This is a genomic window from uncultured Campylobacter sp. (assembly GCF_938045205.1).
GTDB lineage: Bacteria > Campylobacterota > Campylobacteria > Campylobacterales > Campylobacteraceae > Campylobacter_B.
The window spans coordinates 1-26,374 of sequence record NZ_CALIMY010000040.1; the positions used below are offsets into that span (position 1 = coordinate 1).

The window sequence follows — 26,374 nt, forward strand, 5'->3', positions numbered from 1 at the left end:
TGGTTTTACTAAACGTTTCAACTTATTTTTTAGCAGAATTTATATCTAGAAATTTAATTGCTGAAACCATATATTTGCCTGTAAGAGATTTTGATTTTACTTTAAAAATTTTAACCTCTATTTTTTATATACCTATAGCTGTTTATTTGTCTTGTATTTTTTTAATGGTAATTGCTTTTTTGGCGATGATTGTTGGCATGATAATAGATATGGTAAGTTCCAATTTGACTAAATTTAAACATAAATATGAATTAAAGCCAATATACTTTTGCAGAATAGCAGGGATAGTTTTAATTTCGTCAATTGCACATTTTGTTTCTAGCAGTGTTATTATTTACAGTATCTCTAGTACCCCATTTGTATCAAAGGTTATAAAATATATAGCCTTTTACGGTGATTATCAATTAATGAAAAATTATCCCGATGTAAAAGAGGAAGAGCGTATAATATTGCATGAAAATGGCGTAATTTCATCTGCAAGTCAAAATAATGATGAAATAGTAATAAAGATAAGAAAATTTGAGGAGTAGAATTCTATGTAATCTTTATGCTATTAAGACTATAAAATAGTCTTAATAAAAAATCATTATTGCTTGCTTTTGCTCTTTCTTGTGTAATGCTGGTAATATTTTCTACGGGTGTACCGTGGACTATGTCCTAGATCATCGCGCTGTTTGTTTAGCTAAGTGCGCTCACGGCGCATTTAAATAAGTAAATTTTAAATCGCGGCGAAATTTTATAATTTGTCGTCACATCCGGTTCTGTCTTAAACAGACGGGCGGTTTCTTAAATTTAAACTCTAGCTAAATTTAGACCGAAATTTTTAAGTAAACTTTGCTATAATCGCCGCAATTTTGAAAAACCGAGGAGAAAATATGAAACTAATTTACGCCGCTTGCGTGCTAGCCGCTTTTGCTTCGGCCCAGACCGAAACTGTGCAGGTGCCGGACTTTGCTAAAAGCTCGATGAAGACGCATGAGCAGGCCGAGGAAAAACTAATCGCAAATGCCCTAAAAGGCGATCTAAGCCAGATCGCGAGCGACCTGAAAATCGACAAAACTCTAAAGGGCGGCGAGTCGCTTGTCATTAACGGCGCGCATTACAGGACGATCGAGGGCGACAGTACGCAGTGGAAAGAGGGCGATGCTGTGCGCCTGCTAAGCGGCAATAAGGACGGCAGGTGCCTAAGCTCGATCATACTTAATCTGCGCACGAAAACCGTCTGTAAATTTATGTGCGACGCGTATTAAATCGCCTAAATCTTGATACTTTATAGCGCGAGTAAAATAGATTAAATTTTTGGTTTGCTCGCGCCATTCGCAGTAATTTATCGTATAAAATTCTACATCTTACATCGTAAATGAGGTAAATTCTGCTATAATAAACGGAAATTAAACAATGTCGTTAAAATTTAGTGCGGGCGCGATAAAGCGAGTAAAATTTGTAGAGGCAAATTTTGCCTGCCGCTCGGTACTTCAAACGGCAAATCAAGGAAAAAGATGCAAAAATTTAGAATTACAAACGGTGAATACCCACGTATGGATATTTTTCTGATCGTGACGCTGGTTTATATATTCGGCGTGGCATGCAGGTTTTTTTGGATATATTGGGCTAGCGGGATCGAGCAGTTTTCTTTTGGCGGCGAGCTCATTATGACAACAAACGACGCCTTTGCGAATGCCGAGGGCGCGCGCGATATGATAGCGGGCTTTCATCAACCTGGCGATCTTAGCCCGTACGGCGCGTCGATCCCAACTCTAGCATTTTTACTTAGTAAAATTTTACCCGTCAGCCTAAATAGCATTACGATCTATATGAGCGTGTTTTTAGCGCCGCTGGTGGCCGTGCCGATTATTTTGATAGCAAGAGAGTACAAGATCCTGGGCGCCGGCATCATCGCGGCACTACTTGCTTGCGTGCTGCCCGGATATTATGTCAGGACCTTGGGCGGGTATTTCGATAGCGATATGCTAAATGTTACTCTGCCGCTGCTAACGCTATGGGCTTTGATTAGGCTCATAGAGCGAAGCGAGCAGAGTAGCTTTGCTTTGCCTGCCGTTTTTACGGTGATTTATGATTGGTGGTATCCTAGCTCGTATTCTTTAAATATGGCGATTATAGTGATATTTTTAATCTATACTTTGATTTTTAATAGACGCAATGAGGCAAATTACAAAGCGATTATTCTTATGGTTGCAGCGGTCATAAAATTTAGCGCGTATTACGAAGGTGAGACAATAATTGTAAATTATATTTTATTGTTTAAAATCGCACTGATTGCATTGCTATATTTTTTAATGATTAAAATTCCAAGCCATAAAAGCAAAAAGGCTCTTTGGATTTTGGGTGCGATCGTCGCAGTTATATTTATCATATTCGGCGGACTTGCGCCTATAATTTTGCGGCTTAAAGCCTATATCTTAAAGGATGTAAGCAAAGAGGAAATTTTCTACTTCTACGGCGTTAGGAATACGGTTAATGAGGTAGAAAACGCTAATTTTATGAAATTTGTGCTTGAATCTAGTGGGCATCTATTTATATTTATATGCGCCGTAGGAGGGCTGGCTCTACTGCTGATAAAATTCCGTTCGTTTATATTAACCTTGCCGATGATAGCGCTTGGAGTTTTAGCACTTTTCGGCGGAACTCGCTTTACAATGTACGCTACACCGATGATATCGCTTGGATTTGCTTATTTTATATATTTTACGCTGAATTACTTTGAAATACGCACCTGGCTTAGAAGTACTTTGTTAGCTATTTTAACTTGTTTAGCGATAATGCCTAGCATAGATTTTATTTATAAATTCCGAGTTGCGCCTACGCTTACGAAAGACTCCATAATGCCTCTTGCAGAGCTAAAAAATAAGGCTAGCAGGGAGGATTATGTGCTATCGTGGTGGGATTACGGATATTTAATCAGATATTACTCCGATGTAAAAGTGGTAGCTGATCCCGGAGGTAGACAGGCAGGAGAATACACTTTTATGAGTGCGTTTTCCTTTAATAAAGATGAGGTAAGCTCTGCTAATATGGCGAGGCTTAACGTAGAATATATACAAAAGTTGCAAGATAAAAAATTTGATCCTAAATTGGAAGATAAATTTAAACTAAATTTATATCAAATTCAAAAAGATTATGGCGAAGCAGATATCAATAAATTCTTAAGTTCTTTAAGCGATAAAAATTTTAAGCTTCCACAGAAAACTAGGGATATATATTATTACTTCGTACCGCACATGATAGATATATTGCCTAATATCTTAAAATTTTCTACTGTAGATATAGAAACAGGTAAAGAGTCTTGGACACCATTTATTCATGTGGGTTATGATATTAGAATGGGTAAAGATGGAGAGAGTATCATAATAAATGATGAATGCACACTGCCTAGCGTCGATCCTGAATACCTAATCTATGACGGTAAAAAAATGCCTATTAATTCATATTATCAAGTGGGCGAAGTAAACGGCAAACTCGTCAAATTATCTAAGCAGATAGATAAAAATTCCAATCTTTACGTGATATTTTTACCGGATTACCAAAGAATTTTAATCTTAGATAAAAAAGTTTTTGAATCAGCCTTTATCCAACTTTTTGTGCTGGAAAACTATGATAAAGATTTGTTTGAGCCCGTTTATTTAAGTAATTATGTGCGGATTTACAGGTTATTAAGATAAATTTATATTCAGAGGAATATTGCGTAAATTCTTATTACGCTATACTTTTACAAAGTGTATGTTACTAAGCGATAAAATTTATAATGCAAGCTATATGCTTAGATTTAGAATTTATACTGGTTATAAATAAATCAAAAATACTTCAAAATTTTATCACTAAAAATCGTAAATGTTATGTATTTACTTTAAATTTAGCCTAGGTTTCGAAGTGTGTCGCTATCATTGAGATGAAATTTCACCGAAAGGAGTAAAGATGAGAAATTTAGTTGCAAAAGCATTGTTGCTTAGTTTTTTAGCTGCAGTAAGCGCGATGGCGGAGGGGCTTTTCATAGGCGGTGAGGGCGGATATAATTTCAAAAACCAAGCTGCAGGTTTTGATGACGGACAACCGCAAATCGGTGTTAAAGCCGGATATGACTTCGGCACGTTTAGGGCCTACGGCGGGTATTTTTACGGATTTAAGGGCGAGGATTCCAGCTCGAATGCCAATTCGAAAAGAAAGGTTAAATGGAGCACGCACGATTTCGTAGCCGGTGCGGATTTTACGCCGGAGCTTTTCGGTAGATTTAAGCTCGTCCTAGGCGCTTACGCTGGGCTTTCGGTGCTAGATACTGAAGTTAAAATAGACTATAGCAATGGCGGCTGGGTTAGAGCGGACGATACGCTGGGTGGCTTCATTTTGGGCGGCAAGATAGGTACTGCGTATGAGTTTGGCTCCAATAGCGAGATTGAAATGGGCTTTAAAGCAAGCAAGGCGTGGTACAAAGACGGCGATTATATCGAAGATAACGACGGTAAAAAATACGGCGTTTACGCAGGATATAATTATAAATTCTAAGAATTTTCATATTTGAGGCATTGCACTGCTTTCATAGAGCCTTGATGCTCAGTGGCTTTGCTGTGTGTCAGGTAAGGCTAGCTTCGTCGCAAGGCTTTACTAAGTTTTAGTAGAATCTTGCGATGAGGTTTAAATTATGATGAATTTAACGCCTTTAAATTCAATCCTAAAATTTTAACTTATGGAATTTCGTCGATAAAAATTCCATTTCAGATTTTATTGGCTAAATTCCACCCCTGCGCTTTTGGATAAAATTTCTTTCATTTTCTAGATTAGATTAAAATTTTAATGACGGCAAAAGAAATTTTAGATAAAATCAACACTTTCATACCAAAATTTTACTCAAAGGATAGAGATGAAGAGTTACGTTACGGGCTTTCCGCGTATCGGAGAGCAGCGCGAGTTAAAGAAGGCTTTAGAGAGCTATTGGGCGGGCAAGTGCGATTATGACGCGCTAGAGCGGGTTGCTACAGAACTAAAAGATCGCCACATCAAATATCAGTTGGATGCTTGGAGCGGCCTAATTAGCGTAAACGACTTTTCATACTACGATCTAATGCTCGATACCAGTGTTCTTTTCGGCGTGATCCCGCAGCGCTTTGCGGCTCTTTCGGCGCACGAGCAGTATTTTGCGATGGCGCGCGGCAGTAAAGACGCAGTCGCGATGGAGATGACGAAGTGGTTTAACACAAACTATCACTATATCGTGCCTGAGATCTCTGCGTATACGGAATTTAGCCTAAATCCTAGTAAAATTTTAAGCGAGTACAAGGCCGCGAAGAATAACGATTTTAAGGATTCCTGCGCGCTAAAGATAAATTTAATCGGACCTATTACCTATCTTGCACTTAGCAAATCAAACGACAAAAGCGATCCGCTCGCGCACCTGGGCGCCCTTGCCGCGAAATATGAGGAGCTGCTAAAGCTCCTTAGCGAGCTTGATAGCGAGGTCGTAGTTCAGATCGATGAGCCGATTTTTGTGACGGATCGTGCGGCTGAGTTGGCGCCAAAGATCGCACCGATTTATCAGCGCCTAAGCAAGGCCGCAAGCAACGTAAAAATCATCTTTATGACCTATTTCGAGCATGCGACCGAGGCCGTGCGTGAGATAGTAAAGACCGATATATGGGCGATCGGGCTTGATTTCGTTTACGCAAGCGAAGAGAATATCAAAAAAGAGCTTCAAATTTTAAAAGACGCTAAGACCGTGCTTTTTGCGGGCGTGATCGACGGGCGTAATATCTGGAAGAGCGACATCGACAAAAAGCTCGCTCAGCTCAAAGCCATCGAAGCTTACGTGCCTAAAGAGCGCATCTATGTGGGCACCTCCTGCTCGCTTTTGCACGTGCCTTTCACGCTAAAATATGAGGACAAGCTAAGCGCTGAGATTAGATCCTGGCTAAGTTTCGCGGTCGAAAAACTAAGCGAAATTTCGATTTTAACCCATCTTTTCTTTGAAATTCCGATGTGCGAGCACGGCATGAAGGCTTACAAAGAAAATCAAAAATCCGCTAAAACCCGCGCTAACTCGCCTCTAATTCACGATGAGCGAGTGCAAAGCCGCGCCGCAAATTTAAATAAATTCGAGCGCGCCGATCGCTACGAGGATCGCATCAAGGTGCAGAAAAAGGAGCTAGGCTATGGAATTTTGCCTACCACTACGATCGGCTCCTTTCCGCAGACTGCCGAGCTTCGCCAGGTTCGCAACGCCTATAAAAAGGGCTTAATTGGCCGCGAAGCCTACGAGCGTGACATCAAAGCTTACATCGACGACTGCGTTAAATTTCAAGATGAGATTGGTCTAGACGTGCTGGTTCACGGCGAGCCTGAGCGCAACGATATGGTCGAGTATTTCGGTGAGCAGATGAGCGGATACGCGTTTAGCGCCAACGGCTGGGTACAGAGCTACGGCAGCCGCTGCGTGAAACCGCCACTACTTTTCGGCGACGTTAGCCGCCCAAAACCGATGACCATAGAGTGGATCAAATACGCTCAAAGTCGCACCAAAAAGATTATGAAAGGCATGCTAACGGGGCCTGTTACGATGATGAACTGGAGCTTCGTGCGCGACGATAAGCCTCGCGAGCAGATAGTAAAACAGCTTGCGCTTGCGATTTTCGATGAAATTTCGGATCTGCAAGACGCAGGTATCAAGATCGTTCAGGTGGATGAAGCTGCGTTTAAAGAGGGCTATCCGCTTAGATCCGAAAATATCCCTGCGTATGAAAAATTTGCCGTTAATGCCTTTAAGCTCGCCGTCAGCGCCGCAAGCGCTCACACGCAGATCCATACACATATGTGCTATTCGGAGTTTAACGACATAATCAAAACGATAGAGGCGATGGATGCTGACGTTATTAGCATCGAGACCGCTCGCAGCGGTAACGAGCTACTTCGAGTTTTCAAATCGGTCGGTTATAAACAAGAGGTCGGTCCGGGCGTTTACGACATCCATAGCCCGCGAATTCCTAGTGTGCAGGAGCTCGTAAGCCAGATCCGCGCGCTGCTTGAGGTGCTTCCGAAAGAGCAGCTGTGGATTAACCCGGACTGCGGTCTAAAAACCCGCAAATGGGAGGAAGTTCGCCCTAGCCTAAAAAATATGGTCGAAGCGGTAAGAATTATCCGCACAGAAGCATAAATTTAGCGCAAAAAAGACTTTGCTGTCGGGCAAAATTCCGCCCGGCAGCCGTTTTGCGATAAATTCTACGCTAAATTCTATTTCAAATTTTAGGGCCCAATCGGCGTGAAATTTTAAAATTCGGGCTTTTAAATTTAGCATTTGTTGTTTTTATAATCAAATTTTTAGGAGCAAAAATGAAAGCAAAAATATTTTTCGGCGCGGCTATTTCGGCGATTGTGCTGTGCGGCTGCGGCGAGGATAACGTAAAGATCGTCAAAGAATATACGCTTCCGCAACAAAAATCCATGACCATCGGCAACGCAATCGACGGCTCTAGTGAGTGCAAGAAGGTATCGTGGCAGGATATCAGCGTCAAAAAGGGCATCCAGGCGGTGAAAATGACTTGCGAGGTAAGCCCCGATGTGCTAAAGGCGGAATTCGACAGGGCTAACGCCGCCTATGAGAAAGCATACGCCGCAGAGGCGGAAAGCAAAGAAAAGCATTTGCAAAATAGCTTAAAATACGCGTCTGATAGTTACGAAAGGCTAAAAACGCAAAGCTCGCCGCAGTTTGATAAGGATAAAATTTTACAAACCGCGAATAAGTTTTGTAAATTTGACGAAGAAAAGAGCAAAAATCTTTCGTTCAGCTCTCCTGTCAAATGCGACGACGATGCCCTGCAAAAGGAGATCGCGGAGGTTTATAGGCTTAATGCGAATAATTGGAGCTATACTAATTTTTTAAATTTAATAAAAGATATCGCCGCAAGCTCCCAAAGACCGGTGAACGTGCTATTTATCGATAAGCCTGTTCAAATCACGTCGCGCCAGATAGAGATAAAATTCATCGTAAATACCGACAAGAGCGTCGATGTGGACCGCTCTGCAATGATGATTGAGGATGGCAGTGCCAAAGAGATCGGAAGCGGAATTATAAGAAAATTTTACAAAAGATAGCGTTTCGATTGCACCGCGTCGTGAGCGCTAGCTCGGCGCTCGGACAGATCCTGCGAGCGGGCGGTAGCTCGAAATTTCGCGACAGCAAGCTGAAATTTAATGCACGAGTTTAAAAACAGCGACGCGAAATTTTATCGTGCCCGCTCCGAGTACGGGTTGCCGAAGCCGCGTATTCCGACTAGGCTCTGTGCGATATGTAGAGCGTTTATTTCGAGTATGGACCGCTAAAACAGCTGCGCGAAATTTTATTTCGAGCGAGTATTAAAAGGTAGTATGAAATTTCACCGCGTCTGCTTGGCAAGCATATTTGATAGCTGCTAAGTAATACGGCGATGTGAAATTTTGCGTGAGATTTACGGATTTCTCAGTTAGGCAGGCGCGGGATTTTTTTAAAATGCGGCGTAAAATTTCATCTCGACTGCTAGCTTGCTTGAGGTGCGGAGCGTAAATTTTATCGCGATTGCCCTGAAGGCGGGCTGGGGTAAGCGATAAAATTTTAAAATTTTCGCAAATCAGTTCTTGCGCACACAAACCTCGCCAGCCGAATAAAAAACGCTGAAATTTGCAATTTTACGCGGCGTTTTATGAACTGTTCGCGCCGCTAAATTAGAATTTCAAAACGCGAGCCCAAGCCGGTATCTTTGCGCTAGAAATTTTAAATTGCAAATTAAAATTTACATTATCTCGTTAGAATGGCTGGATTGCGAAGCAAGATTCGGCTCTGCTAGGTTAAATTTCAGCTCAAACTCAAATCTATGTAGCCGTATTGAAATTTACGGCTAATTTTGCCTAACGAGCTCGAATTTACGCTGCGCTAAAACTAGGCCCAGAGCCAAAATTTTACGATGCGAAGCTCATTGACTTTAACTTGTGTTTTTTGCAAGAACGAGCGAGGCTAGCGCAAGGCGCGTTTGCGTTACCATAAAATTAAAAGAGCCTTTATGGCGGCGCAGATCTGCAATTTGCAGTAAAAATTAAAAGCCATGATTTTGGCTTATAAGGCGCAGGCGCAGCTTTTAGATGGTTTCTATCACGCTTTAAAGTGAGATTTACTTAGTAATTTCGCGCGATAGATTTTAACGGGCGGAATTTTATTATCGCTGCAAAATTTTTTGGCTTTTAAAATTTTGCTTTGTAGAATTTTAGACCTCATAGTTGTGATAAAGTGCGGCTCATCTTATTTCATAAGATTTTAGCGGCATCGCGCGCCTAATTTATATGGCATGATTCCAAAAAGCGCTTATTTTGAAATCCTGCGGGTAGAACCTATGAGACTGCGTTTGCGAGGTTTTGTAAGAATTTGATGGCAAAGCGCTCAATGCGTTTAAAAATTTTATTTGTGCGTCGAGCCCTCATTTGCGTTTCAAATTTTGCCATTGTGGCGGAATTTTGCTCACGTGGCAAGGGCTTGCATGCAAAGCGTCTGTGAAATTTAAGGATTTGGACGCTAAATTTATTAACGTGTTTAGCGACGCAACGCCGTGACTACCGCCATGCCTGCGCATAAAATCTCTCGCTGCAAGCGATTTAAAAAAGCTTTTTCGCTTCGTATAAATTTCGCGCCGCGAGCGTTTAAAAGCCGTAAGAGCTTTAAAAATTTAAATTGGAAAGATTGAATGACATTTTTTTCGCCCGAGTTTGTCCTTGCTTTTTTAGCGTTTTTAATCGTTTATTGGACGCTCAAAAATCATATTTTCGCGCAAAAAATTCTGATCCTGTTAGCAAGCTACGGCTTTATGTGCTCCGTAAATCCGCGCTTTGCGCTAGTGCTTGCAGCCTATAGTGCCTTCGTATATTTTGCAGGTGCGTGTATTGCGCGCGCCAATCGCGTAGTCGCGAAAGCCATACCGCCCGCAAAGCAGTCTTCGCACAAGAAAAAGCTATCGCGTAAAGCAGCAGCCAAGCAGATGAGCGCAACAAAACAAGCTGGCATAGCAAAGCAGGTGCAAAAAGCGGGGTTAGCGAAGCAGCTCCCACTACCCACTACGAAGGCACGCGCAGTGATGCTTGCGGCGGTTGCTGGCGGCTTATTTTTTCTCGCGTTTTTCAAATATTACGGCTACGTCAGGGAGTTTTTCAATGCCGCGCTTGCCGCACTGCACCTAGGTGCCGTAGATAGCGTGGCGTTTCCGCTTGGAATTTCATATTATGTTTTCATGTCGATCACCTATTTCGTCTCGGTTTATAGGCGCGAATGCGGTGAGCAGGGCTTTTTGAGCTTGGCGTGCTTTTTAGCGTTTTTCCCTAGCGTCGTGATGGGTCCTATCGGGCGCGCTAGCGCTGCCAAGGGCGTAGAGCCAGTACTGCCACAGTTTGATCGCTTCAAGCACTTTGGCAATGCCGATGAAATTTATGTACTTATAATTTTTGCCTTAGTTAAGCTGCTGCTTATTAGCGGCTATTTGGGCGCGTATTATAGCGATGTGATTTCAGGCGTTTACGGCGACGAGCCTGAGTCCTCCGCGGCGCAAATTCTAGCCGCACTGCTGCTTTACGGCGTGGTGCTTTATACGAATTTTAGCGGTTTTATCGATATGGCGCGTGCGCTTGGACTTGCGATGGGCTTTAAGCTGCCTCAGAATTTTAATATGCCCTATGCGGCTAAGAATTTAGGCGAGTTTTGGGATCGCTGGCATATCAGCTTATCCACGTTTATACGCGATTATATTTATATCCCGCTCGGTGGCTCGCGCAATGGCTTTGCGCGCACCTGCGTAAATTTGCTAATCGCATTTGCGCTCTCGGGCATCTGGCACGGCGCGGGATTAAATTTTTTGATTTGGGGACTTTTGCACGGAGCGGCGCTTGTGTTTTTAAAATGTCTTGCCAAAGTGGGCGTAAAGCCGCTAAATCCGCATTTGGCGCTTTTTTGCACCTATATTTTTGTAAGTTTCGCTTGGATTTTTTTCGCCAATTCCCTTCCAGATGCGGCGGCGATTTTGAGCGCTTTTGCCCGCGCACGAGCTTTCGGAGATATTAGCGAGCTAGCGGTACTTGCGGGGATTTTAGCGGGGATTTTTGTTTATCCTAAAATTTCAGCTCTTAAAGATACTTTGATCGCGCTTTTTGCCGAGCTGCCGTTTTTGCCTAAAGCTCTCGCGCTCGGCGTGATCTTCACGCTGATTTTCGCGCTGATGCCAAGCGGAATTCCAAATTTCATCTACGCAGGATTTTAGATGCTTAGGTTTGTTTCGACTCTGCTTTTTGCGCTGCTTTTCTCGGCATTTTTTATGCAAGGCTCGCTGCTTTATTATTTGGAGCAGAGATTTCACGATGATTTTGGGCTGGAAGAATGGCTGCGCCACTCGCCGTTTCGCGTAGGCGGAGAGATCTACGAAAAGATTGCAAATGGCGTAGATAAGCTTGAGCAGCGTATCAAAGGCGAGGACATTAGCAAGGATGAGGACGCAAGTCCGCATAGCGGAAGCAAAAATTTTAAAAAACCTGCACAAGATCGTATGGCGGAAAATCAAGCTTTGCAAAGCATGGGGGTGCGAGATCACGATACTTCGCAAAGCGTTAAACCGCAAGATAGCAAGCCGCAGGCTCATGCCGCGAAGAATTCCTCTTTAAATAATTCTACGCATCATTTAAAAACGCGCGATTCTGCGCAGGAGCCTTACGCACCAAATTCCGCCCCTCAAAATTCTACTTCGCGAAATTCCGTGTCACAAAGCCTGGCTACAACAAGCTCTGTACCGCGCAGCTCCGCTGAGTCGCAAAATACCGTCACGGCAAGCGCAACCTTGCAAAGCGGCGAAAATTCCTATTCTCAGCTCCCTGTTCCGCAGGCTTTGGAGCAGAATTTAACGACGCAAAGCTCCGTGGAGGTTGATGCTAAAATTTCGCTTAGCGACGATGGCAAAATCCGCCTAAATGCAGGCGATGAGGTACTTTTTATGGGCGATAGTCTGATGCAATACGTGGGGATGAGCGCTAAGAAATTTTTCCCGAAGCGAAGCCTGAGGGTGATCGATCTTAGCAAGCAATCGACGGGGCTTGCGAGCAAGAAATCTTTCGACTGGCAAAAGACGCTCGATACTGCGCTTAGAGAGAATGGCGGCGTTAAGCTCGTAGTCGTGCTGCTGGGCGCCAATGACGTCTGGGAGTATCGCGCAGGAGGTAAAACTTATGGCATTAAAACGCCGCGCTGGCGAGAGTTTTACGCCTCAAGAGTGCGCGAGATCTATGATACGGCGCACTCGCACGGCGCGGGAGTGCTGTGGCTAGCGATGCCGTGTATGCAAAAGCCCGATTTTGAGGAGAAAACGCAGCTGCTAAATCAAATATATGCCGACGCTAGTATGGCGCTTGGCGGGTATTTTATGCAAACAACCCCGCTGGTGTGCGAAAAAGGCGCCTATAAAACCTATCTGCAAAGCGGCTCCAAGCTCGTGCGCGTGCGTCAAGACGACGGCATTCATATGAGCAAAGAGGGTTGCGAAGCGGTAGCGAAAGAAATTTTATCAAGGATTGAAGTTGAGTAAATTTATAGTGATTTTATTTGCCGCATTATTAGGCGGATGCGCGGCAAACGCAGGCGTTCGCGGCATAAATTCCGCAAACGCAAAAAGCTCTGCGGGCTTTGGAGTGAAATTTTTTGGCGATTCGCATTTAGGAAGCGACGCGCTGATAGATGCTTTCAGACATGGTTTTTTCGTGCAAAACAGCGTCGGCTTCGTGCCTGCAATGATGCCTAAATATCACAAAAGCGAAAATATAGAATTTAAGCAAAGCGGCTTTAATGTGATCTCGTCTCGCACTGAGCAAGACCCAGATTTCCCGCTATGCGGAGTGATCGCTACCGGCAAAAAGGGCGCTAACGTGCGACTGGAGCTAAAGCAGCTTAGCGGCGATTTTTACGTCGAAATTTTACATAAATCGGATCAGGGCGGCGAGATTTTTCGCGTGCGCGATGCAAGCGGGCTAAGCGCGTATATTTCGCAAGAAGTGCCGCAGAAATGGGAGTATTCTAAGATGCGACTTAGATTTCCGATCGAAATTCGATCGCTGCGTGACGGAGCAGAGCTTGGAGGATATAAAATTTACCGCAAAAACGCGCGCTTTGCAGACTCTTGTGCGAGCAACGGCGCGTTTAGCAACCTCTACGAAAAATGGGGTGCAGATGCCTTTGGTAGGGATTTTTCGGGACTTAGATACGATCTCGTAGTCATCGCTTACGGCACAAACGATGCGATGGATCCGCGCTTTGACGAGCAAAAATTCTACCAAAGCGTCCGTGGGCTGCTTCGCTCCGTCCGCTCCGCAGCTCCCGGTGCAAAAATCCTGCTCGTAGCGCCGCCGCGAAGCCCTAAAGTGCCAAACGCCTCACGCGCTGCGGAGGTACTAGCACATCTAGCGCGAGACGAAGGGGCAATGTTTTACGACATAGCCGGTCTTATGGATGAGGATGGCGGCTGGCGCGGCTGGCGCGAGCGTGGGCTGATCCGCCCTGACGAAATCCACTTGCAAAAAGAGGGCTACGAAAAAATCGGCGCAGCGCTGGCGACGAAATTGCGCGGCAGACTTTAAAATTAATCTTTAAATTTAGGCGGCTCGCCGTAAAATTTACAAAGTTGGTCGCTAAATTTAAAATTTAGCGGCAGTAAGCAAAGCTGCGCCTACTTGGATTTCGCCGCTTAAATCTGCGCCGCGAAATTTAAATCAGAAGCCGCGGCTTTAAATTTACGCGTCGATAGGCTTGATGCCTGTGCTTTTAAAATACGTCGCCCAAATTTACGCTTTTAATTTGGATTAAATTTATGTGGTTACGGCTAGGGGCGAAAGGTCTGTGCGGCGTGCGCTGCATAAAATTTAGCGCTTAAATTCCATTCGCACGGGCTGCAGCAAAGCACGGCGAGCTAAATTTAAAGGAAAGCAAAAAAAGGAAGCAGATGATATATCTTTGCGGTGATACGCACGGCATAAACGAGATCGGCAAAATAACGAACAAAGCCTTTACTAGCGGGCTTAGCGCCGATGATTTCGTCATCGTGCTCGGGGATTTTGGGCTGTTTTGGAGCGAGCGGATAGATGAGTTTATGGCGCGCAAAAATATAGAAAGATATTTCCCCGCCACGCTTCTTTTCATAGACGGCAACCACGAAAATTTCGATATGTTGGATGAACTGCCGTGCGAGCGAAAATTCGGCGGCACCGTGAGCGTGGGTAGTGAAAACATATTTTGGCTGCGACGCGGCGAAATTTACGAGATTGCGGGGCGACGATTTTTGTGCTTCGGCGGCGCGCTTAGCGTCGATAAGGCGCATCGGATACCGGGGCTTAGCTGGTGGGCGCGCGAGATTCCGAGCGAGGAGGAGTTTGCTTGTGCGATACGAAATGCGCGCGATTTCATCGCCGCGGGCGGGCGGATCGATGCGGTGCTAAGCCACACGGCGCCGGGGTTTGCGATGAAATTTTTAAAAGAGTACCTTTGGTGCGGCAAAAGCACCCCCGATAAAACGTCTGAGTATTTAGAGAGGATCTTTGAGCTCGTAAGGCCTGAGCGGTGGTATTTCGGACACTTTCACGGCGATAAAAAATTCCATACGCGCGGTTGCGATTTTCATCTTTGCTACGATGAAATTTTAAAATTTGAAGACTAGCCTTAAGCCCGCGGCAGCAAAATTTAAAGCTTGCAAACGGCGAAATTCTGCCCATAAATTTTAAACGCTACGACGCGCGAAATTTTAGCCTTTATATTAAAATTTAAGCTAGTTCTGCTACAATGTGACACTTTTTTAGAAAGGAATAAAGATGAAGGTCGTAATTACGTATTGTAATTCTTGATCTTATAGACCGCAAGCTCTCCGTGTGAGAGATGAAATAACAAGCGTCTATAAGGATGCAGTTGTCGAGTTGGTCCCTGGTGGCAGCGGAGACTTTCTAGTAGAAGTTGACGGCAGAAAGCTTTTCTTTAATAAAGATTTTGCTAAGCCTCGTTTCCCAAGTGAAGGTGAAATTTTAAATCTAATTAAAGTTGCAGCCTAGCTCAAAGCCCGAAAGTGGGTCGTAAGATTTGCTTCGGGCGTTTTTTTATACTCAAATTTAATATCCCTAAATTTAATCGTAAAACTATCCTAAATTTTGCCAAAATCAGCGCTGCGTAAAGCTTAGACCAAATTATCCCGCATTTCGGCAAATTTGAAAAGTTATTTTAATCAAAATTTATGCGAAGATCGCGGTTTAAATTTTATCGCTCGGAGTTTATAAATTTCAAAAGAAAGAGGAAATTTTTGCGAAATCAAAATTTCGCAAAAACAGGGGGGATTATTTATTTGCGCGCTCAATATACTCGCCGCGGACGGTGTCAACGCGGATGACCTCACCTTCGAGCACGTGAAATGGGATCTGTACCACGGCGCCGGTCTCAAGCGTGGCGGGCTTTTTGTTGCTGCCCTGCGTATCGCCGCGGAAATTTGGCGCAGTTTCTACGATCTTAAGCTCCACCACCTGCGGCACATCCACGCCGATCGCTTTGCCGTTGTAAAACATTATATTTACCATCATGCCATCTAGCATCCATTTTTTCGCCTCGCCCACGTCCTCGTCGCTGATCGCGATCTGTTCGTAGCTATCGGTATCCATGAACTGACACGCCTCGCCGTCGTCGTAGAGATACTGCATCTCTTTTTCCTCAAGATTCGGCGCTTCGCATTTATCGCCTGCGTGGAAGGTCTTTTCAAGCACCTTGCCGTCGATGAAAGATTTTATTTTAACGCGCACGAAAGCTGGCCCTTTGCCCGGTTTTACGTGTTGGTATTCTATGATTTTAAACGGAATTCCGTCCACCTCAATTTTTAGACCTTTTTTTAGATCGCCCATTGAATAAGCCATAAATTTCTCCTTAAATTAATGAGGCGCGATTATAACAAATTTTATTTTAAATTGATATAATTGGCGAAATTTTAAGGGGAGGGAAGCTATGAAAAAACTCATCTACGTTTTGGCTGCGTGTGCGGCTTTTGTGCTCGGTGCGAATGCGAACGAAGCGGAGTTCGTAAAAAACCTAAAGCAAAGTCTAAATGATAAAAACGCTCAGCTTATCTCGATCGACAAGCTAAACTCGCTAAACGGGCTAAATTTACTAATCGTCCGCTCTGGCGATAAAAAAGAGGCATTTTTGGCTAGCGACGACGGCAAAAGTCTAGTGGCGGTAACAGAGGAGCCTAAGCTTGCAGACGCGGCGGATGCGGCGCTGTTTAAGATGAGAACTCAAATTTTAAAGGACGCCAGAGATGCCGCCGCACTTGAGCTACTAAAAAGCATAAATCCGGCGAGATTTGCTTATATCGAGTCGTTTGATAAAAATAATCCCTACGTGACCTACATCGTGGGCGATCCGGAGTGCCCGTATTGCGCCGAGGAGATGAAGAGAATCACGAAGCATCTTCGCAACAGCAACGTAAAATTGATCTTTGCGCCGGTGCACGGCAAAAGCGCGTTTATCAAATCGGCGCTGATTTTAAAGCAGCTGAAAGCCCTCTCGCCGAGCGATCAAAAAGGCGCGATCGACGTGATCGAGAAATACTACGACAAGGACGTGCAGGTAAGCGATACGGACGTCTCAAAAGCCGAGCTTGACGCCGTATATGCGGACACCAAGACGCTCTTTTCCAAAGGCGTGATCAAATCGGTGCCATATGTGATCAAAGTGAAAAAATAGTCTAAATTTGCGGAATTTAGGGCGCGGGGTTTGTGCGCGGACAGCGCGAGTTTGCTTACATATAGCAAGTGTTTGCTTATCAATAGTCGCAGGAAATTCGCAAGTGGCTGATTTGTGCGTGGGTGACGTAGCCGTCCGAACCTATGCTAAAATTTAGTGATAGAATTTTAAAAACTCGCATTTGGCGCTTGGCGAATTTTCTACTTGCAGATTGTGTTTAAAATTTGCTGCCATAGTGCGCCTCTAATGGCGCGCTGTCTGCCTATCCATAGCGTCGCCGTCCGCTCAAACACACCTTCATGCCGTCTATCGATAGCGCGTCTGCCATGCCTTGCGCTTACCTATGCTCTGCCCGTGCCGCCCGTAGATAGCGTATCCGTAGATAGCACTCCGCTCATTTCTTACGGCATACCGTACGCGCACGGTAGCGCTCGCTCGCGCCATATTCTGGGCCTTTTTGGCGCGCAATTCAAAGTAAAATTTTAAAATCCTCTAGCGAAAAGAGTAAAATTTTATCGCTTTTTAGGTTTTGTAGCTCGCCGCTAAAGCCGCTTTTGGAAAACAGTGCGAGCAGATCAGGCGCGAGGCGCGCTTTTTCGCATTTGAGCATTAGTTCGTTTAGCACTTTTTTTGAAATTTTTCGCTCCTTGTATTTGCATTCGCCCGCGACGCAAAAACTCTCAAATTTCGCGTAGATATCGATCTCGACCTCTTTGTTCCAAAAGCTTGAAATTTGCGAAATCTCTAAATTTAAATACTTCGCGAGCAGCTCTTTGCTTAAAATTTCAAACCCGAGCCCTGCGTAGGCGTTGAAATCCGCCTTGATTAGGCTTAGCACGCGCTCTATCTCGCCGCGTCGCAGCGCGGGCAGGTTCGGCTCGATAAATCTAAACCAAAACCTCGCGAAGTTACTGCTAAAATGGACTTTGTCGGTGATATGGTAGCGGCGCAGCGCGCGCGGTAGGCGGTCGTTTTTACGGGCCTTTTGCGCTCTTTGCTCGCTTGATTTTTCGGTGATTAGAAACTTCGCGTTTATGAGATCTGCGGTGATTTTTTGCGCCGTAAATCGCGGCAAGATTTTTGAAATTCCTATTTTTTTGCGGTCGCTTCTAGCGAATTTCATCAGCGCCTTTTTGATCTGCTCTTCGCACTCACCGCCAAATTTAAAGCGCTCGCCGAGACGTTCAAAGCAGAGCAAAATTTCATTTTCGATCGCTTCGAAAACGTCCGCGTAGCCGCTTATGCAACCTATCTCGTCAAATACGAAATGAAACTGCAAAATCGCGTCGATACCAACATCGCCTAAATTTCGCGCCGTGTCTTTTAACTCGTAAATTTCGCCCTCCTTGCGGGCGTAATTTTAGCGAGTTTGGATATAATTTGCAAAAATTTTGGAGTCGCGCTTTGGATTTTCAAACGATCAAAGAAAACATCATCTTAAAAGAAGGGGTCAAATACTTCGATTGCGCCGCCTCGGGCCTTGCGTATCGCCCTATAGAAGCGGAGATCGAGCGCGTGCTTGCAACATATGCCAACGTCCACTCCGCAGGCGGAGCAAACGCCGAGATCACGAGCGATTACTACGAAAATGCAAGGGCGAAAATCAAAGAGCTTTTGGGCTGCGAGGAGCGCTACTACCTGATCTCCTGCGGTTTTGGCGCGACCGCGGCGATAAAGAAGCTCTGGGAAATTCTAGGCATCTACCTGCCGCCCGCGACGCGAGATAGGCTCGGCTTGCGGCGCGAGAGCCTAAAAGATCTGCCGCTTTTCATCATCTCGCCTTTTGAGCACCATTCCGTGGAGATCAGCCTAAGGCAGGGGCTTTGCGAGGTCGTACGCGTGCCGCCGGATCCAAGCGGGCTGATGGATTTTGCGCAGCTGGGCGAAATTCTATCCGCAAACAAAGGGCGCGAAATTTACGGCGTACTTACCGCGGCATCGAACGTGACGGGGCTTAAGCTAGATTACAAGCGCGCTTACTTGATGCTTAAGGCGCACGGCGGACGGCTGTTTGTGGACGCCAGCGCGCTCATCGCGCACGAAAATGTAGATACCAGCTTTTGCGACGGAGTGTTTTTCGGCGCGCACAAGCTTTTGGGCGGCGTGGGCGCTAGCGGGATTTTGGCGGTGCGAAAGGAGCTTTTGCGCGGCGAGGAGCCGACATTCGCGGGAGGCGGCACGATCAAATACGCGGATGCCCTAACGCAGCGCTTTATAATCGACAAGGAGCGCTTGGAGGAAGCGGGCACGCCCGGCATCATCGCGCTGGTGCGAGCTTATCTTGCTCTAAAACTTCGCAAAAGCGCGGGGCTAGAGGCGATAAAGTCGCGCGAAGAGGCGATTTGCAAGCGCTTCATAAGCGAAATTTCAAAAATCCCCGAGATTGAAATTTACGGCAATCTCACCGCGCCGCGCGTGCCGATCTTTGCTTTTAATATGAAAGGTCTCGGTGCAGACGCGCTAGCCGGAGTGCTCGGGCAGAAATTTGAGATCCAGACCCGCGCAGGATGCGACTGTGCAGCACCTTACGGCTTTGATCTGCTCGGCTTGCAACCCGATACCGAAATGTCGCGCAAACCCGCTTGGGTACGGGCTAGCTTCTCGTTCATCCACGACGAAAGCGACGTGGATTTCTTAGCAGAGGCGCTAAGACAGATCGCTCAGATCCGCGATAAAATCACCTTCGTAGCGGGCAAATACCGCTGCGGCAGCGTAAATTGAGCTCGCGAAATTTTATAGCAAGAGCCGCTTTTAAATTTTATGGCGCGGGATTTTGCGACATAAAATTTTATAGCTTGGAATTTTAAAGCGTAGAATTTTATGCACGGCTCGGGTAGCAGATACTCCGTGCCGATTGGGGTGTGAAATTCTTTGGCATAAAATTTCGCGACGCGGGATTTTGAAATTTTAAATTGCGGGCTAAATTTTGGCGGTAAATTTTGTGCTGAGGAGTTTTGCGCCGTGAAATTTGAGCGGCAAAATTCCGTGCCGCGCGGATAAATTTTAACGCCGCCAAATTCCGAAATTTCAAAATTTCGCTATTCGAATGAGCTTCGCAATTTTTGTATTTCGTGAACGCATGGAAAATTCTGCGTCGTGGAATTTTAACCGCAAATTTTGAAATTTTACAAAGCCGAATTTTGCTCGGCGAAATTCTGCGGCGAGAAATTTTACCGCAGAGCTCGTGGCGGCGTAAATTGACGCGACCGCGCCCGTCCGAAAGCTAAATTAAGGCGCAAGCCGCTTGTAAATAAGAGCGCAAATTTTAAGAAGCGAAATTCTGCGCTGCTAAAAGGCGCAAAATTTCATCAAATTTTACTCGCCGAATTCCTTCTGCAGCCTATAAACCTTATCGTAATCGACCCCCTCGATGATGCGCGGGCGCGAGGCGTTAAAATCAGCATTGATCACCGAGCGAGCGGGTTCAAACTCGGGCAGCTCGGTCATCTCTAAAATTTCTGTGATCGCGTGGATGAGATCGTCGTTTAAAAACGGCCTGTCTTTGGCTGCCGCGATGCGCGCCCAAAGATCCGCGTTTTGCTCTTTGAACTTATCCGACGCCATGAAAATCAGCGGGATTTCGAGCGTGAAGCGGTTGATGCCGCCGTGGATTAGCTTGCCGCGGTATTGATAAAGGCTCTGGGCGTGGTCGCTGAAATAGACTATCAGCGTGTTGTCGCTCGCAAAAATTTTATAAATTTCGCTTACTATAAAATCGTTGTAAGCCACGGTGTTTAGGTAGTGCGCGAGCTCTTTTTTCTGCCCCTCATCAAGCGGCTCGCGCGAGATATCCGCGGCGCTAAATTTAGCAAAGCTTTTCGGATAGCGAAACTCGTAGCTCGGGTGCGAGCCCATCAGATGAAGGATGAAAAATTTATCCTTTTTCTGCGTACCATTTACCTCTGCGGCGGAGCTTTCATCCTTGCGCGCAAGAGGCGATTTTTTCGCGCCGGATTTGAAATTTTTTATACTCGGAAGCATAACTTCGTCTAGCGAGTAGGCGTATTTGTAAACCGGGATTTGATTCGTAAAGTCCGAGTGATCCGTCATCTGCGCGCTCGCGCCGCTTGCGACCGCCCACTGCCCGTAGCGCTCCTGGTTGCTGATCCAAAAGGTCTCGTAGTTTGCCAGCCGCGCGAGATTTACGATGTCGAGATTGGCACTCCACGGGCGCTGCTTTTCGCTCTCGTAATTTCCGAAATTTAGCACGTATTTTAACACGTCGTTGGTCTTAGCTCCAGGCGATACGACATCGCTAAAGGCGATTAAATTTCCGCTTTGCTCAAGCGCTTGCAGATTCGGCGTGGTGGGCAGATAGTAGCCGTATAGGCTCATAAAATTTCGCTGCAGGCTCTCTCCGATAATAAAAACGACGTTTGAGATGCGGTTTGGCGCGGTTTTATGCGAATGCGAGGCGTAAATGCTTTGGTACCCGGCTTGCAGCTCGCGCACGCTTTTAAAATCGGCGCCGAAATAATCCTTTGTAACGAAAGCAAAATTGTAAATCGGAATTTTATTCAGTGCGATTATGATGCTGGCGCGCATTTTCGAGCTTTTGGCTACGTAGCTTTTAAATGCCGCATGCGCGATAAAAACGAGCAAGCTAAGCAGAAAGGCTAGCTTTATCGCGCGACATAGCTTCATTCGCGCTCGCTGGCTCACTCTAAGCCTAAAAGCGACGATGACGAAAATTAAAAGCGCCAAAAAAGCCGCGATAAGCTTAAAATTTAAAAACGCATGCGCGAACTCGAAGGCCTCCTTGGGCGTCGTTTGCACCAGCGCATCCAGCGTGCCGTGCGAGTAGGTAAGCTCTAAGCTAAAGATCAAAAAAATCTGAGCGATCGCAAAGACTACGTTTATCGCCAGAAGCGCAAAGGCGAGAATTTTATATAGCCTAGCGCTATAAAAGCTAAGCGCGTAAAGCGCGAAAAAAAGTATCGTCACGCCGCAGATCGCAGATGCCGCAAAAAACAGCGCCTGCGCAGAGAGCAGCTCGCCGCTGCGCGCGATAAGAAGCAACCCGAGCGATAAATTTAATGCTAAAACTAGCGCGTATGCGTTTAGCACCGCGCCGCCGAATACCGATAGGAGGCTGAATCTGTCTTTTAAAAATGCGCCGATATTTTTTGCTAGGCTCATGAAATTCCTTTGATGATTGCGTTTAAAAAACGAAGATGAAAAAGATGGCGCCGATTAGAATTCTATAAATTCCAAACGGGATGAAATCAAACTTCGAGACGAAGCTTAGAAATAGCTTGATCGCCGCAAGCGCCACGACGAACGCCACTGCGCCGCCTACGAAAAAGGTCGTGATATTAGAGGAGTTTTGCGCGAAGGTGTCTAAATTCTTATAGGTGTCGTAAAAAGTCGCCGCAAACATCGTAGGGATCGCGAGTAGGAAGCTAAAGCGCGCGGCTAAGTTTCTGCTTAGCCCGCACAAAAGCCCTGCGATGATGGTAGCGCCGCTGCGCGAAGTGCCCGGCACCATCGCAAAACATTGCGAAAGCCCGATGATGAAGGCCTGAACGTATGAAATTTGATCCAGATGCTCCAGCTCGCCTTCTCTCGGGCGCGCCTTACGAAAGAGCTCAACTACGATAAAAATAACGCCCCAACCGATCAGCGCGTAGGCGACGGTCTGCGGCGCGAATAGCGATTTGATGCTTTTATAGAGCAAAAAGCCGATCGCAGCGGTGGGGATAAAGCCCACGACGAGCTTGCACCAGAGCTTAAAATCGACCAAAAGCCGCTTGTAAAACATCGCGACGACCGCTAGGATAGAGCCTAGCTGGATAACGACCTCGAAGCATTTAAGCGTGTCGGTCTGCTGCAGGCCCATCAGTTTCGCAGCTAGGATCATGTGCCCGGTCGAGCTTACGGGCAGAAATTCCGTCAGCCCCTCGACGATGCCTAAAATCACGGCGTCAAATATATTCATCCATTTTTTCCTTTAAATTTGCTAAATTCTGAGTGATCGAAGCGGGTCTGTAGATCGCCTCTACCATCGCGATATAATCAGGCTTGAGGGCTAAAATTTCATCCAGATTTTCTAAGCCGATCCCGCCGATTACGGCGATTGGGAGGTTTAAAGATTTTCGCGCCTCTTGCACGAGCTCATCGGGGCAAAGCGGCGCATTAGGTTTTGTCTTGCCGCGTCTTAGCGAGCCGAAGGCTACGTAGCTAGCGCCCTGCGCCTCGGCCTTTTGCGCGCGAGCAAGATCAGCATAGCAGCTAACGCCGATGATTTTGCTCGCGCCTAAAAACTCGCGTACCTGCGCTGCCTCACCATCATTCTCGCCGATATGCACGCCGTGTGCGCCAAGCTTTTTGGCAAGCGCGGCATCGTCGTTGATAATGAGTTTGGCGCCGTAATCCTCGCAAAGACCGATGAGAGAGCGGATTAAAGCTTCATCCCTCACGGCGAGCTTGCTGCGATACTGCACGAGCTTTACGCCGCAGCGTAAAATTTCATCTATCTGCGAAAAGATAGTTTGCGGCGGCGTTAAGACATCGTCGCTAAGCGCGTAAATTTCGCTCATCTATCTTTTTTAGGCATCGGCACGCCGTTTAGGATGCAGTTGGTAACATCCCAAAATTTTGCGCTATACATTCCACGTTTAGCCTCTTTGGCTTCCTCGGCGGCTTTTAAAAGAAGTTCGCTATCGTCGGTTGTCGGCACGGCAAATCCCGCCGCCACTAGGTCCAATCGCAGATTGCTTTTAGGATCGCTTGCGTCGCAGACATAGGCGTCATTGCCGCGATCGATTAAATTTACGTAGTAGCGCTTGCCGGGTTTTATCACAGACTCGAGAGCTTTTTTATATTCTTTGTCGAATTTTTTCAGCTCCTTAGCGTCCGTTATGCACCTCGAAGCACCCGCGGCGATTATATTTAAATTTTTTAAGTCGCAGGGAAAGAAACGATCTTTTTGAGCCTTTCTGAAGGTAAAAACGAAGCTTCTACCGTCATTGCCAAGACCTGCGAATGCAGCGATGCCGTATCTGTCTTTTTGCTCCGCAAAGCTTTGCGTGCAGAGCAAAATCGCAAGTGCTAAAAATATCTTTTTCATAGGATTCCTCTTAGGCGGCGCAAATTCTATGAGAGGAATTTGCGCCTAAATTTTGCGGATTATTTTAAATTATACTTTTCCAAAAGCTTTTCGTAGCTTCCATCCTTTTTCATCTCCTCAAGCGCTGTGTTAAATTTAGCGAGCAGCTCGGGATACTTGCCCTTATCAAATGCGATCGAAAAGCCCTCGCTGCCGTCGGATTCTTTAAAAAATGCGGTTAGATCGTCGTTTTTCTTAAGATATTCGTAGCCCACGGACGAATCCACGCAAAGCGCATCGATCTTTTTGTTTTTCAGCGACATAACGGCTACAAAAACGTTCTCCGTAGCGCTAACTTCGGCGCCTTTGATATCTCTGATCGCAAGCTCTTGGATGGTGCCTAGCTGCGCGGCAAGACGCTTACCCTGTAGATCCGCCTTGGAATTTAACGAGCTATCGTCCTTACGTTTGACATATAAATTTTCGACTTTATAGTAAGGAGCTGTGAAATCTATCGCCTTTTTGCGAGCCGGCGTCGCGCTCATTCCCGAGGCGATCATGTCGATCTTGCCGCTTTTAATCGCAGGGATTAGCCCGTCAAAGCTCATATTTAAAATTTCATATTTCACGCCCGCGCGCTTGGCAAGCTCGGCTACCAGATCCATATCAAAGCCGGTAACCTTGGAGTTTTCATCCACAAACTCAAACGGCGGATACTCGGCATTCGTGCCTACGATGAGCGTATCTTTGGTGATGTCTTTAGCGATTAGCGAACCGCAAAGCAAAGCGCCCGCAACTAAAAATCTCATAAATTTTTTCATTTCCCTCTCCTTTAGTGGTTTAAAATTTTATTTAAAAATTCTTTCAATCTCGGATTTTGCGGATTTTCAAATACATTTTTAGGCGTATCGTCCACAGCGATCTTGCCGCCCTCCATAAAAAAAATCCTATTCGCGACATTGCGTGCAAAGCCCATCTCGTGCGTTACCACAAGCATCGTAATGCCCTCTTTGGCGACCTCTTTCATTATACCTAACACCTCGCCGATCATCTCGGGATCTAACGCCGAGGTAGGCTCGTCGAATAAAATCACGTCCGGATTTACCGCCAAACTTCTAGCGATTGCGATGCGTTGCTTTTGCCCACCGCTAAGCTTGTGCGGATAAGTATAGGCCTTATCGCTAAGACCGACCTTTTGCAGCAGCTCCTCTGCTTTTGCGTAGGCTTGTTCTTTGGTATAGATACCCGCTTTTATGGGCGCTAGAGTTAAATTTTCCAGCACGTTTTTATTTGCAAAGAGGTTGAAATGCTGAAACACCATGCTTACCTTGCGGCGAATTTTATTAATATCAGTGCGCTTATCGGTAATATCCTCGCCGTCTATTTTAATAGTGCCGCCGCTTGGAATTTCAAGCAGATTTAAGCAGCGCAAAAAGGTTGATTTACCGCCGCCGCTTGGACCGATGATTGCTACGATATCGCCTTTATTTATGGTCTTTGAAATTCCTTTTAGCACCGATAAATTGCCGTAGGATTTGGTTAAATTTGATATTTCAATCATTGCGGTTTAGCCTACTTTCTAGCATTTTTACTAAAAACGAGAAAAATTTCACGCTTGCATAGTAAAGCACTGCGGCAAAAAGTATCGGCTGGACGGTATAAAGCGCCGCCTGCATGCTTTTTGAAAAAAACGTAAGATCGGTGATTGCTACGAGGCCTACGACCGAGGTCTCTTTAAATAGGCTAATAAACTCATTTGCAAGCGCAGGCAGGATGTTTTTTATCGCCTGCGGAAAGACGATCTCTTTCATTGCCGTGCCGTAGCCTAGCCCCATCGCACGCGCGGCTTCCATCTGGCCGCGATCGACGCTGTTTATGCCGCTGCGCACGATCTCTGCGACGTAGGCTGAGCTATTAAGCCCTAGCGCAAAGATCGCAGCTGCGATATTATTGCTCCACGTAGCAAAAATTATAAACACGAACACCATCAGCTGGATAACGATTGGAGTTCCGCGGATGATATCTACGTATTCGTCGATAATGAAGCTTAAAAATTTATTGTTTAGAAATTTTAAAAATGCCAGCATAAATCCTAATGCGATACCGATCACAATGCCGCCGGAGGTCAAAATAAGAGTAATGCCATAGCTTTTGGCGTATGAAATTTTTTGCGCTTCGCTCAGTTCGGGATAGGTGAAATAAAGCCCCACGGCGATTACAGTCAAAACAAATACGACCTTTAAAATTTTCTCGTTCAACCAAGGCGCCTTTTTCTTAAAATTTAAACGACAAGAATACTAAAATTTCGTTAAAATCTGGCTAAATTCCGAAAGTAAAATTTTATTTGAAATAGAGTAAAATTAGCTTTTTTAAAAGGAGGCAACGATGAGCTTTTGGACCTATTGCGCAATCGCGATATATTTCGGCGCGCTTATTTTTATAGGTAGGTATTATTATGACAAGAATGCGAGCTTAAGCGAGTATCTGCTCGATAATCGCCGCCTGGGCCCATTCGTAACGGCGCTTAGTGCAGGCGCTAGCGATATGAGTGGCTGGATGCTTTTGGG

General features: G+C 45.7%; 23 protein-coding genes and 1 pseudogene. 14 read left to right on the forward strand and 10 right to left on the reverse strand.

Annotated elements, in window-relative coordinates; genetic code table 11:
* The 6 genes from Q0198_RS02515 to Q0198_RS02540 all read left to right on the forward strand — a co-directional run.
* Positions 1-530, forward strand: a 530-nt coding sequence (locus tag Q0198_RS02515; protein ID WP_297894578.1) for a hypothetical protein, incomplete at its 5' end; no start/stop codon positions are given.
* A gap of 345 nt (positions 531-875) precedes the next feature.
* Positions 876-1,250 (forward strand): hypothetical protein, encoded by a 375-nt coding sequence (locus Q0198_RS02520; RefSeq protein WP_297894581.1) that lies wholly within the window; start codon positions 876-878, stop codon positions 1,248-1,250.
* Between the two features lie 249 nt (positions 1,251-1,499).
* Positions 1,500-3,680: an STT3 domain-containing protein gene (locus Q0198_RS02525; protein WP_297894583.1), complete on the forward strand. Its 2,181-nt coding sequence runs from the start codon at positions 1,500-1,502 to the stop codon at positions 3,678-3,680.
* A 253-nt stretch (positions 3,681-3,933) separates the two neighbouring features.
* Positions 3,934-4,518: a hypothetical protein gene (locus Q0198_RS02530; protein WP_297894585.1), complete on the forward strand. Its 585-nt coding sequence runs from the start codon at positions 3,934-3,936 to the stop codon at positions 4,516-4,518.
* 355 nt (positions 4,519-4,873) lie between these two features.
* Positions 4,874-7,156: a 5-methyltetrahydropteroyltriglutamate--homocysteine S-methyltransferase gene (metE, locus tag Q0198_RS02535; protein ID WP_297894587.1), complete on the forward strand. Its 2,283-nt coding sequence runs from the start codon at positions 4,874-4,876 to the stop codon at positions 7,154-7,156.
* Between the two features lie 176 nt (positions 7,157-7,332).
* Positions 7,333-8,094: a hypothetical protein gene (locus Q0198_RS02540; RefSeq protein WP_297894588.1), complete on the forward strand. Its 762-nt coding sequence runs from the start codon at positions 7,333-7,335 to the stop codon at positions 8,092-8,094.
* A gap of 261 nt (positions 8,095-8,355) precedes the next feature.
* Here the strand turns inward: Q0198_RS02540 and Q0198_RS02545 are convergent, their stop codons facing one another.
* Positions 8,356-8,625: a hypothetical protein gene (locus Q0198_RS02545; protein WP_297894590.1), complete on the reverse strand. Its 270-nt coding sequence runs from the start codon at positions 8,623-8,625 to the stop codon at positions 8,356-8,358.
* A gap of 1,085 nt (positions 8,626-9,710) precedes the next feature.
* Between Q0198_RS02545 and Q0198_RS02550 the strand changes: the two genes are divergently transcribed.
* From Q0198_RS02550 to Q0198_RS02570, 5 genes are all read left to right on the forward strand, one after another.
* Positions 9,711-11,270 (forward strand): MBOAT family O-acyltransferase, encoded by a 1,560-nt coding sequence (locus Q0198_RS02550; protein WP_297894593.1) that lies wholly within the window; start codon positions 9,711-9,713, stop codon positions 11,268-11,270.
* Positions 11,271-12,581, forward strand: a complete 1,311-nt coding sequence (locus tag Q0198_RS02555; protein WP_297894595.1) for a DUF459 domain-containing protein — start codon at positions 11,271-11,273, stop codon at positions 12,579-12,581.
* The gene (locus Q0198_RS02560) at positions 12,574-13,626 is read left to right on the forward strand and encodes a GDSL-type esterase/lipase family protein (RefSeq protein WP_297894596.1); all 1,053 of its coding nucleotides are present in this window, start codon (positions 12,574-12,576) and stop codon (positions 13,624-13,626) included. The genes Q0198_RS02555 and Q0198_RS02560 overlap by 8 nt, the downstream gene beginning before the upstream one ends.
* 362 nt (positions 13,627-13,988) lie before the next feature.
* The gene (locus Q0198_RS02565) at positions 13,989-14,699 is read left to right on the forward strand and encodes a metallophosphoesterase (RefSeq protein WP_297894599.1); all 711 of its coding nucleotides are present in this window, start codon (positions 13,989-13,991) and stop codon (positions 14,697-14,699) included.
* Between the two features lie 151 nt (positions 14,700-14,850).
* Positions 14,851-15,084 carry a SelT/SelW/SelH family (seleno)protein gene (locus Q0198_RS02570; protein ID WP_291940039.1) on the forward strand — a complete coding sequence of 78 codons (234 nt, stop codon included), beginning with the start codon at positions 14,851-14,853 and terminating at the stop codon, positions 15,082-15,084.
* Between the two features lie 279 nt (positions 15,085-15,363).
* On the opposite strand, the gene efp is transcribed toward Q0198_RS02570, so the two are convergent.
* Complete coding sequence (efp, locus tag Q0198_RS02575) at positions 15,364-15,930, reverse strand: elongation factor P (RefSeq protein WP_005871146.1); 567 nt, start codon at positions 15,928-15,930, stop codon at positions 15,364-15,366.
* 88 nt (positions 15,931-16,018) lie between these two features.
* Here efp and Q0198_RS02580 point away from each other — a divergent pair, with 88 nt between their 5' ends.
* On the forward strand, positions 16,019-16,759 hold the full coding sequence (locus tag Q0198_RS02580; RefSeq protein ID WP_297894602.1) for a hypothetical protein: 741 nt from the start codon (positions 16,019-16,021) through the stop codon (positions 16,757-16,759).
* Positions 16,760-17,228: 469 nt separating this feature from the next.
* Here Q0198_RS02580 and Q0198_RS02585 read toward each other — a convergent pair whose 3' ends face one another.
* Positions 17,229-18,038 (reverse strand): DUF234 domain-containing protein, encoded by an 810-nt coding sequence (locus Q0198_RS02585; RefSeq protein ID WP_297894603.1) that lies wholly within the window; start codon positions 18,036-18,038, stop codon positions 17,229-17,231.
* Between the two features lie 125 nt (positions 18,039-18,163).
* Between Q0198_RS02585 and Q0198_RS02590 the strand changes: the two genes are divergently transcribed.
* Positions 18,164-19,480 carry an aminotransferase class V-fold PLP-dependent enzyme gene (locus Q0198_RS02590; RefSeq protein WP_297894605.1) on the forward strand — a complete coding sequence of 439 codons (1,317 nt, stop codon included), beginning with the start codon at positions 18,164-18,166 and terminating at the stop codon, positions 19,478-19,480.
* Positions 19,481-20,074: 594 nt separating this feature from the next.
* Here the strand turns inward: Q0198_RS02590 and Q0198_RS02595 are convergent.
* Genes Q0198_RS02595 through Q0198_RS02625 form a run of 7 tightly spaced genes read right to left on the reverse strand, consistent with a single transcriptional unit; the run spans position 20,075 to position 26,023 of the window.
* Entirely contained in the window at positions 20,075-21,898 is a 1,824-nt protein-coding gene (locus tag Q0198_RS02595; protein WP_297894607.1) for a phosphoethanolamine transferase, read from the reverse strand.
* Between the two features lie 22 nt (positions 21,899-21,920).
* Positions 21,921-22,697 carry an undecaprenyl-diphosphate phosphatase gene (locus Q0198_RS02600; protein ID WP_297894610.1) on the reverse strand — a complete coding sequence of 259 codons (777 nt, stop codon included), beginning with the start codon at positions 22,695-22,697 and terminating at the stop codon, positions 21,921-21,923.
* Complete coding sequence (thiE, locus tag Q0198_RS02605) at positions 22,684-23,298, reverse strand: thiamine phosphate synthase (RefSeq protein WP_297894612.1); 615 nt, start codon at positions 23,296-23,298, stop codon at positions 22,684-22,686. Before thiE ends, Q0198_RS02600 begins: the two co-directional genes overlap by 14 nt.
* The gene (locus Q0198_RS02610; protein WP_297894615.1) at positions 23,295-23,828 is read right to left on the reverse strand and encodes a hypothetical protein; all 534 of its coding nucleotides are present in this window, start codon (positions 23,826-23,828) and stop codon (positions 23,295-23,297) included. The genes thiE and Q0198_RS02610 overlap by 4 nt, the downstream gene beginning before the upstream one ends.
* Positions 23,829-23,887: 59 nt before the next feature.
* Positions 23,888-24,628, reverse strand: coding sequence for a basic amino acid ABC transporter substrate-binding protein (locus tag Q0198_RS02615; protein WP_297894618.1), 741 nt, complete (start codon positions 24,626-24,628; stop codon positions 23,888-23,890).
* An 11-nt stretch (positions 24,629-24,639) separates the two neighbouring features.
* Positions 24,640-25,368 carry an amino acid ABC transporter ATP-binding protein gene (locus Q0198_RS02620; RefSeq protein WP_297894620.1) on the reverse strand — a complete coding sequence of 243 codons (729 nt, stop codon included), beginning with the start codon at positions 25,366-25,368 and terminating at the stop codon, positions 24,640-24,642.
* Positions 25,361-26,023, reverse strand: coding sequence for an amino acid ABC transporter permease (locus Q0198_RS02625; protein WP_291940149.1), 663 nt, complete (start codon positions 26,021-26,023; stop codon positions 25,361-25,363). Before Q0198_RS02625 ends, Q0198_RS02620 begins: the two co-directional genes overlap by 8 nt.
* A 169-nt stretch (positions 26,024-26,192) precedes the next feature.
* Here Q0198_RS02625 and Q0198_RS02630 point away from each other — a divergent pair.
* Positions 26,193-26,374, forward strand: a pseudogene (locus Q0198_RS02630) (sodium:proline symporter); the annotation flags it as partial.

Bases quoted from the DNA above. Each gene is read 5' to 3' on its own strand.
- Q0198_RS02595 (WP_297894607.1), bottom strand. From the start codon at position 21,898: ATGAGCCTAGCAAAAAATATCGGCGCATTTTTAAAAGACAGATTCAGC.
- Q0198_RS02600 (WP_297894610.1), bottom strand. From the start codon at position 22,697: ATGAATATATTTGACGCCGTGATTTTAGGCATCGTCGAGGGGCTGACG.
- Q0198_RS02530 (WP_297894585.1), top strand. From the start codon at position 3,934: ATGAGAAATTTAGTTGCAAAAGCATTGTTGCTTAGTTTTTTAGCTGCA.
- Q0198_RS02525 (WP_297894583.1), top strand. From the start codon at position 1,500: ATGCAAAAATTTAGAATTACAAACGGTGAATACCCACGTATGGATATT.
- Q0198_RS02620 (WP_297894620.1), bottom strand. From the start codon at position 25,368: ATGATTGAAATATCAAATTTAACCAAATCCTACGGCAATTTATCGGTG.
- thiE (WP_297894612.1), bottom strand. From the start codon at position 23,298: ATGAGCGAAATTTACGCGCTTAGCGACGATGTCTTAACGCCGCCGCAA.
- Q0198_RS02550 (WP_297894593.1), top strand. From the start codon at position 9,711: ATGACATTTTTTTCGCCCGAGTTTGTCCTTGCTTTTTTAGCGTTTTTA.
- Q0198_RS02565 (WP_297894599.1), top strand. From the start codon at position 13,989: ATGATATATCTTTGCGGTGATACGCACGGCATAAACGAGATCGGCAAA.
- Q0198_RS02615 (WP_297894618.1), bottom strand. From the start codon at position 24,628: ATGAAAAAATTTATGAGATTTTTAGTTGCGGGCGCTTTGCTTTGCGGT.
- Q0198_RS02610 (WP_297894615.1), bottom strand. From the start codon at position 23,828: ATGAAAAAGATATTTTTAGCACTTGCGATTTTGCTCTGCACGCAAAGC.
- Q0198_RS02555 (WP_297894595.1), top strand. From the start codon at position 11,271: ATGCTTAGGTTTGTTTCGACTCTGCTTTTTGCGCTGCTTTTCTCGGCA.
- metE (WP_297894587.1), top strand. From the start codon at position 4,874: ATGAAGAGTTACGTTACGGGCTTTCCGCGTATCGGAGAGCAGCGCGAG.
- Q0198_RS02520 (WP_297894581.1), top strand. From the start codon at position 876: ATGAAACTAATTTACGCCGCTTGCGTGCTAGCCGCTTTTGCTTCGGCC.
- efp (WP_005871146.1), bottom strand. From the start codon at position 15,930: ATGGCTTATTCAATGGGCGATCTAAAAAAAGGTCTAAAAATTGAGGTG.
- Q0198_RS02580 (WP_297894602.1), top strand. From the start codon at position 16,019: ATGAAAAAACTCATCTACGTTTTGGCTGCGTGTGCGGCTTTTGTGCTC.
- Q0198_RS02540 (WP_297894588.1), top strand. From the start codon at position 7,333: ATGAAAGCAAAAATATTTTTCGGCGCGGCTATTTCGGCGATTGTGCTG.